The organism is Natronoarchaeum rubrum (assembly GCF_024494695.1).
The window spans coordinates 183092-198723 of the sequence record NZ_JANHDP010000006.1; the positions used below are offsets into that span (position 1 = coordinate 183092).

Sequence of the window (15632 nt, forward strand, 5' to 3'; positions counted from 1 at the left end):
CCGGGGGGAGGCGCTCGCGATCGAGGCGGGGAAGAGGTCGCCGGGACGCCCCGTCGGCACCGCCTCGATCGCCAGCAGATCGATCGCGGGGCGGAGTGTGGACATGCTCGACAAGGTAACCTACGCAGCGGACGAGATTCGGGAGAACGGCACGTCGAGGACGTGGTGGAAGAACAGGTTCCTGCACCGCGTCGTCGGCGACGTCTGGTTTCGGCACGTCGTCGGGAACCGGGGAGAGTACGTCGTCGAGAAGGACTGGGACAACCTGCTCGTGCTGGACGCGTGTCGGCTGGACCTGTACAGGGCGGTCGTCGACGGCGATTGCGGCGCGATGCGCTCGCGGGGCGCCGCAACGCCGGAGTGGGTCGCGGAGAACTTCGAGGGGCGATCGTTCCCCGAGATCGTGTACGTCACCGCGAACCCCTACGTCTCGATCCTCACCGACGACGAGTTCCACGCCAGGATCGACCTCTGGGAGGACGCGTGGGACGACGAGGAGGCGACGGTGCTCCCCGAGGATCTCGCCGATCGAACGCGCGAGGTCGCCGAAGAGTACCCCGACAAGCGCCTGATCGTCCACTTCATGCAGCCCCACCAGCCCTTTATCGACTGGGACCTGCCGGGGAGTTTCTGGAACGTCTCCGAGTCGCCGTGGGACGCGCTGAAAGACGGAACGGTCGAGGAGGAGACCATTCTCGAGGGGTACGCCGACAATCTCCGGATCGCCTACCCGGTCGCGCGGGAGCTCGGGGTCGAACTTCCGGGGAAGTCGGTCATCACCGCGGACCACGGAAACATGCTCGGCGAGCGAGTGCGACCGTTCCCGATCCGGGACTACGGTCACCGGAAAGGGCTGTACACCGACGAGAACGTGCTCGTTCCGTGGGACGAACTCCCCTACGACGCCCGGAAGGAGATCACGGCTGAGGGAACCGGACAGGCTGACGACGACCGGAGAGAGATCACCGCTGACGTGACTGATCGCCTCGCGGATCTGGGGTACACGGAATGACGGACCGACGATCGGGTGGTTCGAGATGACGCTCAGCCGACCGACGAAGCTCTGGTTCGACACGCACTACGACAGCCAGAGCAGCGGGCTGTACTGCATCGAGCAGATCAAAGAGCGAGTGCTGCGCGACGACAACGCGACCGAAGTCCGGGAGTGGCGGGACGCCGATCTCGTCCACCTCAACACGATCCCGTTCCGGCGGCGCGACCTCGGCGTCTGGTGGTCCTCGAAGCCGATGGTCGTCACCCAGCACGGCGGGTATCACTGGTGGCGCTCGCGGCGCGAACTGCTGGCCCGCCCCGACCACCGCATCTTCGCGCTGATGCGGGCGATCTTTCGGGTGACGTCGCGGCGCCCGCAGCGCATCGGCTTCAGCACCGAGTACACCCGAGAACTCGCCGTCGAGCGCGGCGGCGTCCCGGCCGAGCGGACGCAGGTCATCCCGCTCGGGCGCAACGAGAACTACCGCGATCGGGAGCCGACCGCCATCGAGGACCCGTTCGTGCTCGTCGTCGTCAACAACCGGAACCCGCGCAAGAACGTCCCGACGATCGTCGAGACGATGGCCGAGATGCCAGACGTGCGGTTCGTCCTCCCCGGGAAGATGTGGGGCGAGTACCCCGACGAGCTGCCGGCCAACGCCGAGGTGACCGGCTACGTCTCCGAAGAAGAGCTGATCGGGTACTACAACCGCGCCGCCGCGCTGTATCTCCCGACGCTGTACGAGGGGTTCGGACTCCCCTTCGTCGAGGCGATGGCCTGCGGGACGGCGGTCGTCACGACCGAGCGAGGGTCGCCGCTGGAAGTCTGTGGCGACGCCGCCGCGTACGTCGAGGACCCGATGGACGCCAACGAGCACGCCGCCCTGCTCCGGCGGCTGATCATGGACGGCGAGTACCGGGGAGAACTCGAAGCCCGCGGCCTCGACCGCGCCGAGGCGTTCTCGTGGCGGAAGACCGCCGACGCGTACCTCGACGCGTACGACGAGGTGCTGTACAGCGAGTCCCGAGGCGACGCCGAGGACAGCGCCGAACCGATCGCCGACCGCTCGCGGGCGCGATCCGAATGACCGGGGAGCAGACGGTCGCGGACCGGACCGACGGCCGCGCGACGACCGATCGGCGGCTGGCGGGGCGTCGGATCCTGGAACTCGGCGGCGGACGCGACCCGATCCCCGGCGCGGTGAACATGGATATCGCCGACGTGCCGGAGGTCGACCTCGTTGCGGACATCGCTGGGGGGTGGCCGATCGAACCGGAGTCGTTCGACCGCATCGAGGCCCACCACGTTCTCGAACACGTTCCGCACGACGACCTGCCGGGCGTGTTCCGCCGAGCGTGCGAGACGCTGCGTCCCGGCGGTCGGTTCCACGTCGAGGTGCCCCTGGCCCACAGCCGCAGCGCGAAGAACGACCCGACCCACAGGTCCGAGTGGTACTGGCGGACGCCGAGCTACTACGCCGGCGGGGACGAGCTGGCCTACGAAGTCGACGCCGAGCACTCGTTCGCGCTCGAACGCCGGGAGATCCGACTCTTCCTGACCTCCGGCGAGTGGTTCGCGCGGCCACCGTCCTGGCTTCTCAAGCAGCTCTCGCTCCGGAACCCCTCGCTGATCGAACTCGTGAAGCTGCCGTACGTGACCGGGTTCATGGAGTTCACGATGCGAAAGCGGGGGTGAATCGTGGGCGAGGACAGCTCGACGGACCGGTTCCGCACGGTGTTCAAGGGCGCCGGGGTCGTCTTCGCCGGCACGATCCTGGAACTGGGCATCTCCTTTGTGGCACAGCTCCTGATCGCTCGGTACCTCGGCCCGACCGGGTTCGGCGCCGTCTCGATCGGCGTGACGATCATGACCGCCAGCTCGATCATCGTGCTGGTGGGTCTCGACAGCGGCATCGGCCGGTTCCTCCCGCGGTACGAGGATGCGGCGTCGCGCCGGGGCGTGCTCGTGTCCGGCTTCCAGATCGCGGTCCCGCTCAGCCTGCTCGCGGCGAGCGGGATCTACCTCGCCGCGGATCCGATCGCCGTCCGGATCTTCAGCGACACCTCGGTCGCACCGGTGATCCGGGTGTTCGCCGTCGCGTTGCCGTTCGCCGCGCTCGTCCGGCTGACCGTCGGGAGCGTCCAGGGGATGCAACGGTCGCTCCCGAAAGTCGTCGTCCAGAACGTCGCGCTGCCGACGACGCGCTTTCTGCTGATCGCCGGCGTGCTCGCGCTGGGACTGGGCGCGGTGGCGGCCGCGTGGGCGTACGGCCTCGCGTACGTCGTCGCCGCGACGATCGGCGGGTACTACCTTGCGCGTCACACCCCGCTCCTCGACGACGTCGACCCTGTGCCGATGCGGCGGGAGTTGCTCGCCTTTTCGGCGCCGCTGGTCGTCACCGCGGCGATGTTGCAGGTGCTCTCTCACATCGACACGTTCATCGTGGGCTACTTCGCCTCGACCGGCGACGTCGGCGTCTACAACGTCGTCTACCGACTCGCACAGCTCCTGACGGTCGTGCTCTCGGCGTTCGGCTTCATCGTGATGCCGACGATCTCGTCGCTCGACGCCGACGACGCGACCGCCGAGATCCGGCGCACCTACCAGGTCGCCGCGAAGTGGATCCTGCTGGCGACGCTCCCGGTGTTTCTCGTGATCGCGCTGTTCCCCGAGATGGTGATCAAGCTCACGTTCGGCGCGGAGTACGTCCCCGGCGCCGCCGCGCTGTCGGTGCTGGCGGTCGGTTTCTTCACGCACGCGATCGTCGGGCCGAACGGTAACGCGCTGACCTCTATCGGCCGGACGCGGCTGATCATGTACGACAACGTCGCCGTCGCGATGACGAACGTCGCGCTGAATTTCGCGCTGGTGCCGGGCTACGGCATCTTCGGCGCGGCAGTGGCGACGTCGATCTCCTACGGCCTGCTGAACGGGCTGTACACCTACCAGCTCTACCGAGAGACGGGGATCCAGCCGTTCACGCGGGGAATGGTCCGGCCCTTCGGCGTCGCGCTGGCGCTGGTCGGGATGATCTACTGGGTGACGACGACGTTCTTCGCGGTGACGCTCCCGCTGCTGGTGGCGATGTTCGGCGTGTTCCTCGGGCTGTATGGCGTCGTCATCCTGCGCTTCGGCGGCATCGAGGACGAAGAGATCATGCTGCTGTGGAGCTTCGAGGAGCGCTTCGGCGTCGATCTGGGGCCTCTGAAGCAGGTCGCCGAAAAACTACACGGCTGACCGTCGCGAGGACGGTCGCGCCCCGTCGCTCGAACGCCGGTTACCGCTCCCGTCGCAGCCGCGCCAGCACGAACTCCTCGTCGAGTTTCGCGAGGAAGGGGCCGAGCTTCGGGCCGTCCTCCTGATCGAAGAAGAGTCGGTAGCCGGCGGCGAAGAAGTCGCCGACGTCGACGTCGTGCCGGCGAGCGGTCTCGAAAATCTCGCCCTGTATCTCGTCGGGGTCGTCGTGGGCCTCGACGAAGTCCGCGAGCTCGTCCAGCGCCGTCTCGACGTTCTCGTCGAAGTCGACCGCGGGCAGCTCGTCGCGCTTGAGGTCGTAGTTGTACGCGTTGTCGGTCCTGCGGGCCCACTCGCGTGCGCGCTCGACCCGTGCGAGGGCTTCCTCGACGGCCCACTCCGGCGTGTCCTCGTCGATGTGACCCTCGCGGCGGGCGATCTCCTCGCGCAGTTCGGGGTCGTCTGTCATCCCTAGCACCGCGGCGAAGGAGTAGGGGATGCGGACGCGCTCCTCGTCGACTTCCTCGACCAGGAACGGATAGACGCGCTCGGCGAACGCCGCCTCGGCGTCGTCGGCGTCGATCTCGCCGAAGTAGACGCGTTCGAGGCGGTCGAACTCGTTGACGAGCTGGTCGAGGCGCTCGATCGAGAAGTCCTGTGCCTTCGAGGGATCGGTCGCGAAGAAGTACCGCAGCACCTCGGGCTCGATCAGTTCCAGTACGTCCGAGACGAGCACGACGTTGCCCTCCGAGGAGGAGAACGGCTGGCCGTCGAGCGTGAACCACTCGTAGACCATCGGCACCGGCGGCTCGACGTCCATCACGTTCAGCGCGACGTCGACGCCGCTGGGCCAGGAGCCCTCGGCGTGGTCCTTGCCGAACGGCTCGAAGTCGACGCCCAGGTGGTCCCACTGGGCGACCCACTCGAAGCGCCAGGGGAGCTTGCCGCCGCCGAAGCCGACCTCGCCCTCGTGACCGCAGCCCTCGATGGTGCGGTCGCCAGCCTCCATGTCGGTACAGCGGTACGAGACGGTGCCGGCCTCGACGTCGACGCCGGTCACCGTCTCGGTGATCTTGCCGCAGTCCTCGCAGATCGGGTTGAACGGGTAGTAATCCTCGTCGACCTTGTCCTGATACTCCGAGAGCACCTCGCGGGCGCGATCCGCGTCCGCGAGCAGGTCGGCGACGGTGTCGTCGAGCTCGCCGCGCTCGTAGAGGTCGGTGTTCGAGACGACGTCCATCGGAACGTCGAGCTGCTCGGCGATGCCGGCGATCAGCGTCGAGAAGTGCTCGCCGTAGGAGTCACAGCAGCCGAAGGGATCTGGAATGTCGGTGTAGGGGCGCCCGAGGTTCTTCCCCAACGCGCCGGCGTTCACGTCGCCCAGATCGACGATCTCCCCGTCCAGATCCGCGAGCTTCCGGGGGAGCTTCCGGAGCGGGTCGCGGTCGTCGGTGGTGAATACCTGCTGTACCTCGCGGCCGCGCTCGCGAAGCACCTCGGCGACGAAGTAGCCAAGCACGATCTCGTTGGCGTTGCCGAGATGCGGGATGCCCGACGGCGAGATGCCGCCCTTGATGACGATCGGTTCGTCCGGTTCCCCGGTTTCGATCTCGTCGGCCACCCGATCGGCCCAGAAAACGTACCGGTCGCCGACCCCCTCGTCGGCGTCGCTCTCGCGGAGGACGTAGGGGTCGTGCTCCGGCGGGACGCCGTGGTCCGGTCGGTCATCTGCGGACTCGTCCGCGGCCGCGGTTCCCCCCGCTTCGTTCGCGTCGCCCTCGGAGCTCATAGCTCGCCGTCGGCCCAGTAGGTCGGCTCGTCGTCGGCGCCCTCCGGAATCACGTCGGTGCCCTCGTGGTCGCCGTACTTCACCGCGTCGAGGATGCGGTCGGGCTCGGTACCGTCGAGTACCACCGTGCGCATGCCCGAGCGCTGGATCACCTTTGCGGCCAGCAAGTCGACGGGCGCGGAGCTGCCGGCGTTCATCTCGATGCCGGCGATCACGTCGACGAGGTCGGTCGCCGACAGCTGGTCGTATTTCGTCGCGTCGTCGGTCTCGTTGGGGTCGTCACTGAACACGCCGGGGACGCTCGTGGCGTACACCAGCAAGTCTGCGTTGACGTACTCCGCGAGGGCCGCGCCGACGGCGTCGGTGGTCTGGGCCGGAGCGACGCCGCCCATCACGCAGACGTCGCCGCGCTTGAGCGCCGCGCCGGCTTCCTCGTAGTCTTCCGCGGGCGAGGGGTTGGCCATCTCGCCGAGCGCCGAGATCAGCAACCGGGCGTTCAGCCGGGTCACGTCGATACCGATCTCGTCGAGGTTCATCTCGTTGGCGCCCAGCTCCCGCGCCGTGCCGATATACTTCCGCGCGACGCTGCCGCCGCCGACGACGACGCCGACGGTGCAGCCGTCCGCGACGAGCTGCTCGATGACGGCCGCGTGCTCGCGGATCCGTTCGGCCCCCAGATCCGGAGCGAGCACGCTTCCGCCGATAGAAACGACGACTTTCATGCTACCCCGTCGTAACCCGGTTGCGCTCTTAAGGGTTGTCAACTCGCGGCTGCGCGCGTTCTCCGGGCGGGGCCCCGACACTGCGGTATGTCGGACCGTATCGGGTGGAGCGAAGGGGGAACGGAACCGCTCTCGTCGACCGGGTGAGAAGCTGATCTGACCGGCGGGAGAGTAACCTGCTCCTACCCCACCGACCGCGCGCCGCGGCGGGACCCTCGCTCGACGAGACAGAATGCGGCCAAAACTACCGCATTCTCGCCGTGACAGTATGTGACACGATACTGACGGCGATGGCCGACACCACTTCGATGAGAAAGATCCTACAGACGTTATAAAATTTCTAATGTCCTTAGAATCATCCGTGAAACGTCCTCGAAGGGGCGTGAAACGTCTCGAAAAACTACCACGACCGGTGAACGCAGTCGAAACCGACCGAAGCATCCTCTCTTTATAACAGATATCCCCGGATAGAACTGAACAGGTGGTTTCAATGAGCGCCACATCACAACCCTCCACGGACGCCGAGCAGCCCACGACCGAGAGCAAGGAACAGCGCCTCCGCGGCTTCCTCGCCGAGAAGGCGACCGACGGCGAACTCTACTTCAAGAGCAAGTTCATCGCCGACGAGGTCGACCTCTCCCCCAAGGAAATCGGCGCGCTGATGGTCAAGCTGAGCGAGTCCTGCACCGATCTCGAAATCGAGAAGTGGTCGTACACGAGCGCGACGACCTGGCGCGTCGAGCCCGCGTAAGCCGACGTTACCCTGAATCGGTTACCCGATACAGCGCGTACAGGCCGCGGCGATGCCGCCTCGCGCTACGGCAGGTCCCCCTCGCCGCGGCGGCGACCCGTTTTTCACGACGAACCGTCACCCGATCGACAGCGTCAGGTCCGCGTCGCCGAAATGCCGCGTGCGTGGCCTCTTTAACGATGGCCGGACTAGCGTGTCGTAGATGTCCGAGCCGGAGTGGGACGATCGGGGGCCGCCGACGGAGGCGTTCGCCGAAATCTTCTACGTCTACGAGGTGCGCGCGGACGACGATCGCATCGAGTACTACGGGACGCCGCTGGTCCCGCGCCAGCGCGTGGTCGAGGAGCTCTGGCCGGCGTTCCAGTCGGCCGGCTACGATCTCCAGTTCGTGCGCGAGAGCGGCGAGACGGTGCTCGTCGCCGAACCGTCCGACAGCGAGTCGTCGGGCGTACCGTGGACAAACGTGGCGCTGTTTCTCGCGACGGCGGTGTCGACGCTGCTGGTCGGCGCGGCGTGGTACCGGATCGACCTGACGAGCGACCCGCTCGCGGTCCTGCGGGCGTGGCCGTTCGCGGCCGCCGTGCTGGGCGTGTTCGGCGTCCACGAGATGGGTCACTACGTCATGAGCCGGTACCACGGCGTGCGCGCGTCGCTGCCCTACTTCATCCCGGTCCCGACGCTGTTCGGCACGATGGGCGCCGTGATCAAGATGAAAGGGCGGATGCCCGACCGGAAGGCGCTGTTCGACATCGGCGTCGCCGGGCCGCTCGCGGGACTGGTCGCGACGGTCGTCGTCACCGTCGTGGGGCTCCAGTTGGATCCCGTGACGACGGTCGAACCCGCTGCGCGCGGCGGCGAGTCGGTCGTACTCCGCCTGAACCACCCGCCGCTGCTGGACGCCATCGCCGCCCTGACGGGTCACGCAGGTCGCTCGTCGTTCCACCCCGTCGTCGTCGGCGGCTGGCTCGGGATGTTCATCACGTTCCTCAACATGATCCCCGTCGGCCAGTTAGACGGCGGGCACGTCTCCCGGGCGATGTTCGGCGAGTACCAAGAGACCCTCGCCGCGGCCGTCCCCGGCGCGCTGATCGCGCTCGGCGGCTACCTCCACTTCTTCGACGGCGTCTCGCTCAACAGCGTCGGCATCTGGTTCCTCTGGGGTGCGATCGCGCTGTTCATGACGCTGGTCGGCGCCGTCCGGCCGATCGACGACTCGCCGCTGGACCGCAAGCGGTTCGCCCTCGGCGTCGTCACGTTCGTCCTCGCGGGACTGTGTTTCACGCCGGTCCCGATCGAGATGATCGGCTGAGAAATCGGCCGACGCAAGCGACGTTTCTTTCGTGAGAAAGTATTTGAACGATGTCGGAAAACAAGCCCGTATGCCAGTCGACGCTCTCGCCGGCGCGCCCGTAAAAATTCAGTTGTTTATCGGCGTCTGGGTCGTGCTGATCCTCGGGCTGATTCTTGCAGCCGGGTACTGGGTGTACCGGGACGCCGCTCTCAGAGGCAGTACGAATCCGCTCGGCTGGGCGATCGCGAGCGTCGTCGGCTTTCAGTTCGTTCCGATCATTTACCTGTATTATCGGGAGCGAATCGGCCCGCGAAGCGAGCCGCCGTCGCGCTTCGATCGAACCCTGAACGCAACGGTCGTCGGGATCGTCGTGGTGTTCATCGTCGGCGCGCTCGTCACGCCGCCGGACCCGTTCTCGCAGGTCGCGTTCGCCACGCCCGCAGTTCTCGTCGCGATCCCCGCGGCCTACGCGTACGCCACCTACCGAGACCGCAACGCGAGCCCGAGCTAACGCTGTCCGAAGGCAATCACAACCGACAACGGAACACCTCTACCCTACTCCTCGCCGTGCGTGAATCCGCGATCCGGTAGCGGTTCGCCGTCTAGTTCGACGCCGCCGTCGGTGACGTGCCCGATCCGGGTCAGCGGCGTCGGACAGCGCTCGACGGCGGCGTCCAGCCGATCCTCGGGGACAGTGACGACGAGCTCGAAGTCCTCGCCGAAGAACAGCCCCAGTTCGCGGCGCTCGGTGGCGTCCGTAGCGACCTCGACGACGGCGTCGTGGATCGGCACGGCGTCGCTCTCGATCCCGACGCCGCAGTCGCTGGCTTCGGCGAGCTGGTGGAGCGATCGCGCGAGGCCGTCGCTCGAATCCATCATCGCGGTCGCGTCACCGGCCAGCGCGCGACCGGCCGCAACGCGGGGCTCGAACCGGAAGAGGTCGTTCGCGCGCTCGATCCGGCCGTTGTCGAACAGTTCGAGCGCGGCGGCGCTGCGGCCCAGCGTCCCCGTAACACAGACCGCGTCGCCGGGGTCGGCGCCCGAGCGCAGCACCGGCTCGTCGGCGTCCCCCAACGCGGTCGTCGCGACAGTGAACTCCCCGTGACCGTCCAGATCGCCGCCGACGTAGGCCGCGTCGACCGCCTCGCAGACGTCGCTCGCGCCCGCGACGAACGCTCGTATCTCCTCGCTGTCGAGGTCGGGAGCGCCGTACGCCGCGACGGCGGCGGTCGCCCGGGCCCCCATCGCGGCCACGTCCGACAGCGACGCGCCGACCGCCCGCCAGCCCGCCGTGTAGCGAGTGGTTCCCTCCGGAAAGTCCGTCGCCTCGTGGAGCATGTCGGTCGTGATCACCTGCTCCCCGATCACGGCGGCGTCGTCGCCGGCGCCGTCCAGCTCCGACGCCAGCATCGCCAGCGCCTCGCGCTCGTCCATTGTCGCGGAGTTCGGACGGGTGGGGCAAAAACCGCCCGATCGGCCGACAGTACTCTCTTGCCCGGCAATGAACGAACCCGTACGGTTTACCCGGTGGGCTACTTACCTACGATCAATGTCGGACGATACGTGGACGAGCGAGCGGATGCCCGACCTCTCGGGCGACACCGTCGTCGTGACGGGCGCCAACAGCGGGCTCGGGTTCGCGGCGACCCGCGAGTTTGCGCGCAAGGGCGCTCACGTCGTGATGGCCTGCCGGAGCGCCGACCGCGGCGAGGACGCCAGAGCCGACCTCGAAGCGTCGGTCCCGGCGGCGTCGCTGTCGGTCGTGGAGTGCGACCTCGGCGATCGATCGTCGATCCGGGCGTTCGCCGAGAAGTTCCGGGATCGACACGACGGGCTCGACGTGCTCTGTAACAACGCGGGCGTGATGGCGATTCCCTACCGGGAAACCGCCGACGGGATCGAGCGCCAGTTCGGCGTCAACCACCTCGGTCACTTCGCGCTGACGGGCTACCTGCTGCACTCGCTGCGCGACGCCGACGGCCAGTCCCGGATCGTCACCCAGAGCAGCGGGCTCCACGAGCGCGGCGAGATCGACGTCGAGCGCGTACGGCGACAGGCCCAGCAGGACGGCCCGCCCGAGGACTACGATCAGTGGGCGGCCTACGGCCGCAGCAAGCTCGCGAACGTCCTCTTCGCCTACGAGCTCGACCGCCGGCTCGACGCGACCGGCGACGACGTGGTGAGCGTGGCGTGTCACCCCGGCTACGCCGCGACGAACTTACAGACCCGCGGGGCGGAGATGTCGGGCTCGACGGTCAAGCTCTGGATCCAGAAAACCGCCAACCGACTGCTGGCCCAGAGCGCCGACGACGGCGCCCTGCCGATGCTGTACGCCGCGACCGCCGACGACGTGCAGGGCGGCGAGTACGTCGGCCCCGGCGGCTTCATGAACATGCGGGGCGCCCCCGAGCGCCAGCGCTCCAGCGAACTGTCCTACGACCGCGACCTGGCTGCCGAGTTGTGGGCGGCCTCCGAGGAGCTCACCGGCGTCACCTACGACCTCGAACGACCCGCGTCGACGTCGTGAGCGGCCGGGCACGCCGCCGGAGCGGGCCGCGGACGAACCGGATACGATGGTCTTAAATGCCGCGGCGGGGAACGGAATCCTATGACGACGCTCTACGACGTTCCCGCGGAAGCGCTCATCGACGCGCTCGCGGAGGACCTCGCCGACAGCATCGAGGAACCCGACTGGGCCGAGTTCGCCGCCACCGGCGTCGAGGCCGAACTGCCCCCCGAACAGGACGACTTCTGGGAGACCCGCGCCGCCAGCCTGCTCCGCAAGGTCGCCGTCGACGGCCCCGTCGGCGTCGAGCGCCTCTCGACGCAGTACGGCGGCTCGAAGAACGGCTCGAACCGCTACCGCGTCGCCCCCGACAAGCGCGTCGACGGCAGCAAGAAGATCATCCGGACGATCCTCCAGCAGCTCGAGGAGGAGGACCTGATCCAGACCGCCGAAGGCGAGGGCCGCCGCGTCACTCCCGAGGGCCAGAGCCTGCTCGACGAGACGGCCGAGGAGGTCCTCGAGGATCTCGACCGGCCCGAACTCGAGAAGTACGCCTGACCGGCGTCACACCGCGCCTTTCTCTCGCGTTCTCGACCAGCCCGAGCGCCGCGACCGTCGGCTAGCAACTAACCGGCGGCGTCACCCCGCCGTCACGGCGTCGATGACCGGTCAGTCGTCCCATCAGCGTCCGTAATGATTTTCCCGCCAGCGAATCAATAGACGAGTAGTATGAGCCCTAGCCCTGACGACGACGAGATCGAGGAGATCCGACAGAAGAAGATGGAACAGCTCAAAGAACAGCAGGGCGGCGAGGGTGCCCAAGAAGCCCAGCAAGCTCGCCAAGAGCAGGCCGACGCCCAAAAGAAAGCGCTCCTCCGACAGAACCTCACCGACGGCGCCCGCAAGCGGCTAAACACGGTCAAGATGTCGAAGCCCGACTTCGGCGAGCAGGTCGAGCGTCAGGTGATCGCGCTGGCCCAGAGCGGCCGCGTTCAGGGCCAGATCGACGAGGACCAAATGAAGGACCTCCTCCGGGAACTCAAGCCCGACTCCCAGAGCTTCAACATCAGCCGGCGCTGAGATGCGGCTCGGGCTGCTCTACAGCGGCGGGAAGGATTCGACGCTCGCGGCGTTGCTTCTCGACGAGTTCTACGACGTGACGCTCGTCACCGCCCATTTCGGCGTCACCGACGACTGGGAACACGCCAGAGCGACCGCCGAGCGACTGAACTACGAGTTCGAGCGCGTCGAACTCGACACCGACGTGGCCGCGGAGGCGGTCGAACAGCTGATCGAGGACGGCTACCCCCGCAACGCCATCCAGTCGGTCCACATGCACGCTCTCGAAACCGTCGCCGACATGGAGTTCGAGGCGGTCGCCGACGGCACCCGTCGTGACGACCGGGTCCCCTCGGTGTCTCGGGCGCAAGCCCAGAGCCTCGAAGACCGCCGCGGCGTCGACTACATCGCGCCGCTGTCGGGGTTCGGCCGCGGCGCCGTCGATCGGCTCGTCGACGCGACGTTCGACGTGACTGTCGGTCCGAGCGAGGAGATTCCCCGCTCGGATTACGAAGCCGAACTCCGAGCGCTACTGGCCGAGGAACAGGGTCCGGACGCGATTGGCGAGGTGTTCCCCGACCACGAACAGACGTACGTGACCGACGTGCGGACGGCGGGCGACGAGTAAAGACGACACTACGACCTTTTTCCCGCTCGGGTGCGCTCGCTTCGCTCGCCACCACTCGCGGCAAAAAGCTCGGCCAAAAAGCCGCTCGCTCACCAGGTTCGCTCGCGGTAGTACTTCTCGTTTCTACGCCAGCGGCGTCCGCTCGACCACAGTGCCGTCGACGGTCGGATACTGCTCGACGATCTCGCCCTCGGGCACGTCGCCGTCTTCGACCATCTCCTCCAAGAGCCACCAGGCCAGTTCGACGTGGTCGGACTTGACGGTGTAGAACTCCTCGGGGACGCCCAGCTCGTCGAGACGTCGCTCCGTGACCCAGGTCTTGCCGTAGACGATCGTCCCGTCGTCGGTGACGTCGTCGAACTCCCGTCGGATATTCCGGGCCATACGCTTGAGGCGGCGGCGATGCTGAGCGGCGTCCTTGAACACGCTCGTACAGAAGTATACCTTCTCGTGGTCGCCCATCACGTCGAGAATCTCGTCGCGCGAGCCCTCGACGGCGCTCATGTGGCCCTCCTTGAGCTCGAAGCCTTCCTCCTGCATCCGGCGGTAGTTACCGTCGCTCATCTCGAACTCGTTGATGTTACAGAAGTCGGCGGCGCCCTCGTCGAGGAATTCGAGGAACTCCTCCTCGGCGCGAATGCCGGGGATCTCGAAGGCAGGGGTGAGACCTTCCTCGCGGGCGATGTAGAGAATCTCTTCCCACTCGGTGCCGTGGAGGTCGCCCCACTGCTCGAACGGCGGGTGGAATCGGATCTCGTCGAGGCCGGCCTCCGAGAGGCGGCGCATGTTCTCGCGCCCGCCGGTGATGCCGGTGTAGAGGTGGGTGTGGTGGTCCTCGCCGTACTCGTCTTTCAGCAGTTCGAGATAGTGGCAGGTCCGGTCCAGCGCCTCCTGGGGTTCTCCGCCGGTGATCGAGGTGCCCAGCGCGTCCATCCGCTCGGCCTCCTGGATCACGTCCTCGTCGGATTCGACCTTGCGCTCGTTGGCGTACACGTCCGTGACGTTCTTGCGGTTCTCGCCGAGCGGGCAGTAAAAGCAGTCGCGCTGGTCGCAGTAGCCGTAGACGAACAGCACCATCTTTCCCCCGTTGGCGCACTGCTCGCAGCCCTTCGAAATCATTCGTTGAACGGTGTTGACGCCGAGGACGCAAAAAGCGTGCGAAAGCCGGTGCGATCGACCCGACGGGGCGCGGCGATCGCCCAGTACGGCACGGGCGTCGGGACGGCGCGTGTCGGCTATCCTGACCGTTCGTTCGAAAATGTAATCGGATCGATCAAATTCGGCGGCGACGCGGCGTGACTCTCGCGATTCGAAGCCACAGAATATACATACCGGCCACTACTCCTCTGGTCCATGTCACGAAATCGTCGCCGGTTCCTCGCGGCCTCCGGGACGGCGCTCGCCGGTTCGCTCGCGGGTTGTGTCGGATTCATCCTCGGAAACGACGCGCTGGAAGTGTCGGCCAGCAAGGCGACGGTCTCCCAGAGCGCGCGCGACGACACCGGGTACGAGGAGAACACGGTCGAGAAAGTCGAAATCGAGCGGACCTTCGAGGCCGGCGGCCAGGAGCGGACTGTCGTCGCATCCAACTGGCAGGCCGAGTACGACCGCGCCGTCGAGGTCGGGGGGCTCGATAGCTTCCGCGGGGCGAAGTTCGTCGCCTTCTCGACGCCGCAAGTCGAGATCGCGAACAAGACGTTCAACCCCGTCGGCGACAGGGACCATCGCGATCTCGTGACGCTAGTTCAGGATAGCTACGAGGGACTCGAAAGCGTCACCGGCGTCGGCGAGTACAGCACGAACATTCTCGGCAACCAGGAGACGGTCGGCCAGTACGAGGGCGAGGCGACGTTCGCCGGCACGGGCCAGACCGTCGACCTCTCGCTGCACGTCACGAACCCGATCGAGCACGGCGAGGATTTCGTCGTCTGCATCGGCGCCTACCCCGACTACTCGCCGCTGACCGACGGCGAAGCCGAGAACGTCGAAACGCTGTTCGGCGGCGTCGAGCACTGACGACGGCCCGTAAGGCGGGCCGACCGCTCAGAGCGGGAATCGCTCGACAGTCGAGTAGACGGGTCCGTCACTCGTCAACTCGCTCTCGGTCAATCGCACGTCCTCGACGGTCGCTTCCCCGGCGGATGCGGTCCACTCGCGGACGCCGCGCTGGACCAGTTCCTTGCCGCCCGCGTGTTCCATCCGCGCGAGCGTGACGTGGGGCGTGAACTCGTGTCCCTCGGGCTCGAACCCCATCGCCGTCGTGCGCTCCTCGATCGCTTCGTGGAGGCGCGTCAACTCGTCACCACCCTCGACGACGCCGAGCCAGAGGACGCTGATGTACTCCATCGAGGGGAAGACGCCGAGACCCTCGTACCGCGCGGTGAACGGCTCGACGTCGGCGTCCGCGACCGCCTCGCCGACGGCGTCCGCGACCGCTCCGACGCGATTGTCGGCGACGTCGCCGAGGAATTTCAGCGTGACGTGGGCCTGCTCGGGATCGGTGAAGTTCAGCCCGCTCGCGTCCTCGAAGCGCTCCTGCACAGCGGCGACCTCCTCGGCGAGATCGTCCGGTAGATCGACGCTGACGAACAGTCGTCTGCTCATAGCGGTCGGTCGGCGCCGCGACGAATAACGGTGACGCCGCGATCGATGTCCGCC

The 15632-nt window shown here is 67.2% G+C and carries 17 protein-coding genes; 12 read left to right on the forward strand and 5 right to left on the reverse strand.

Annotated features, from left to right (window positions below):
* Positions 1-103: 103 nt before the first annotated feature.
* From NO931_RS16160 to NO931_RS16175, 4 genes are read left to right on the forward strand one after another with little or no spacing between them, the layout of a single operon-like run.
* Positions 104-1012, forward strand: coding sequence for a hypothetical protein (locus NO931_RS16160; protein WP_256393389.1), 909 nt, complete (start codon positions 104-106; stop codon positions 1010-1012).
* A gap of 25 nt (positions 1013-1037) precedes the next feature.
* A complete protein-coding gene (locus NO931_RS16165) occupies positions 1038-2081 on the forward strand; it encodes a glycosyltransferase family 4 protein (RefSeq protein ID WP_256393390.1) in 1044 nt (347 codons plus the stop codon).
* Positions 2078-2689 carry a class I SAM-dependent methyltransferase gene (locus NO931_RS16170; RefSeq protein WP_256393391.1) on the forward strand — a complete coding sequence of 204 codons (612 nt, stop codon included), beginning with the start codon at positions 2078-2080 and terminating at the stop codon, positions 2687-2689. The genes NO931_RS16165 and NO931_RS16170 overlap by 4 nt, the downstream gene beginning before the upstream one ends.
* Positions 2690-2692: 3 nt before the next feature.
* On the forward strand, positions 2693-4231 hold the full coding sequence (locus NO931_RS16175; protein WP_256393392.1) for a flippase: 1539 nt from the start codon (positions 2693-2695) through the stop codon (positions 4229-4231).
* Between the two features lie 40 nt (positions 4232-4271).
* Here the strand turns inward: NO931_RS16175 and lysS are convergent, their stop codons facing one another.
* Both lysS and pyrH read right to left on the reverse strand, forming a co-directional pair.
* The gene (gene lysS / locus NO931_RS16180; protein ID WP_256393393.1) at positions 4272-6017 is read right to left on the reverse strand and encodes a lysine--tRNA ligase; all 1746 of its coding nucleotides are present in this window, start codon (positions 6015-6017) and stop codon (positions 4272-4274) included.
* Positions 6014-6739 carry a UMP kinase gene (pyrH, locus tag NO931_RS16185; protein WP_256393394.1) on the reverse strand — a complete coding sequence of 242 codons (726 nt, stop codon included), beginning with the start codon at positions 6737-6739 and terminating at the stop codon, positions 6014-6016. The genes lysS and pyrH overlap by 4 nt, the downstream gene beginning before the upstream one ends.
* A 490-nt stretch (positions 6740-7229) precedes the next feature.
* On the opposite strand from pyrH, the gene NO931_RS16190 reads away from it, so the two are divergent.
* The 3 genes from NO931_RS16190 to NO931_RS16200 all read left to right on the forward strand — a co-directional run bounded on the left by NO931_RS16190 (position 7230) and on the right by NO931_RS16200 (position 9292).
* Positions 7230-7490 carry a DUF7123 family protein gene (locus NO931_RS16190; RefSeq protein ID WP_256393395.1) on the forward strand — a complete coding sequence of 87 codons (261 nt, stop codon included), beginning with the start codon at positions 7230-7232 and terminating at the stop codon, positions 7488-7490.
* Between the two features lie 202 nt (positions 7491-7692).
* Positions 7693-8799: a site-2 protease family protein gene (locus NO931_RS16195; protein ID WP_256393396.1), complete on the forward strand. Its 1107-nt coding sequence runs from the start codon at positions 7693-7695 to the stop codon at positions 8797-8799.
* 70 nt (positions 8800-8869) lie between these two features.
* Positions 8870-9292 carry a hypothetical protein gene (locus tag NO931_RS16200; protein ID WP_256393397.1) on the forward strand — a complete coding sequence of 141 codons (423 nt, stop codon included), beginning with the start codon at positions 8870-8872 and terminating at the stop codon, positions 9290-9292.
* Positions 9293-9336: 44 nt separating this feature from the next.
* On the opposite strand, the gene thiL is transcribed toward NO931_RS16200, so the two are convergent.
* On the reverse strand, positions 9337-10215 hold the full coding sequence (gene thiL / locus NO931_RS16205; RefSeq protein WP_256393398.1) for a thiamine-phosphate kinase: 879 nt from the start codon (positions 10213-10215) through the stop codon (positions 9337-9339).
* A gap of 115 nt (positions 10216-10330) precedes the next feature.
* On the opposite strand from thiL, the gene NO931_RS16210 reads away from it, so the two are divergent.
* From NO931_RS16210 to NO931_RS16225, 4 genes are all read left to right on the forward strand, one after another.
* Positions 10331-11308 carry an oxidoreductase gene (locus tag NO931_RS16210; protein WP_256393399.1) on the forward strand — a complete coding sequence of 326 codons (978 nt, stop codon included), beginning with the start codon at positions 10331-10333 and terminating at the stop codon, positions 11306-11308.
* Positions 11309-11389: 81 nt separating this feature from the next.
* Positions 11390-11845 carry a 30S ribosomal protein S19e gene (locus tag NO931_RS16215; RefSeq protein ID WP_256393400.1) on the forward strand — a complete coding sequence of 152 codons (456 nt, stop codon included), beginning with the start codon at positions 11390-11392 and terminating at the stop codon, positions 11843-11845.
* Between the two features lie 171 nt (positions 11846-12016).
* Complete coding sequence (locus tag NO931_RS16220; RefSeq protein WP_256393401.1) at positions 12017-12367, forward strand: DNA-binding protein; 351 nt, start codon at positions 12017-12019, stop codon at positions 12365-12367.
* A gap of 1 nt (position 12368) precedes the next feature.
* Positions 12369-12974, forward strand: a complete 606-nt coding sequence (locus NO931_RS16225; protein WP_256393402.1) for a DUF7411 family protein — start codon at positions 12369-12371, stop codon at positions 12972-12974.
* 123 nt (positions 12975-13097) lie between these two features.
* Here the strand turns inward: NO931_RS16225 and NO931_RS16230 are convergent, their stop codons facing one another.
* Complete coding sequence (locus NO931_RS16230) at positions 13098-14093, reverse strand: radical SAM protein (protein ID WP_256393403.1); 996 nt, start codon at positions 14091-14093, stop codon at positions 13098-13100.
* A gap of 234 nt (positions 14094-14327) precedes the next feature.
* Here NO931_RS16230 and NO931_RS16235 point away from each other — a divergent pair, with 234 nt between their 5' ends.
* Positions 14328-14990, forward strand: a complete 663-nt coding sequence (locus tag NO931_RS16235; RefSeq protein ID WP_256393404.1) for a DUF6517 family protein — start codon at positions 14328-14330, stop codon at positions 14988-14990.
* Between the two features lie 27 nt (positions 14991-15017).
* On the opposite strand, the gene thpR is transcribed toward NO931_RS16235, so the two are convergent.
* Positions 15018-15578 carry an RNA 2',3'-cyclic phosphodiesterase gene (thpR, locus tag NO931_RS16240; RefSeq protein WP_256393405.1) on the reverse strand — a complete coding sequence of 187 codons (561 nt, stop codon included), beginning with the start codon at positions 15576-15578 and terminating at the stop codon, positions 15018-15020.
* Positions 15579-15632 lie beyond the last annotated feature (54 nt).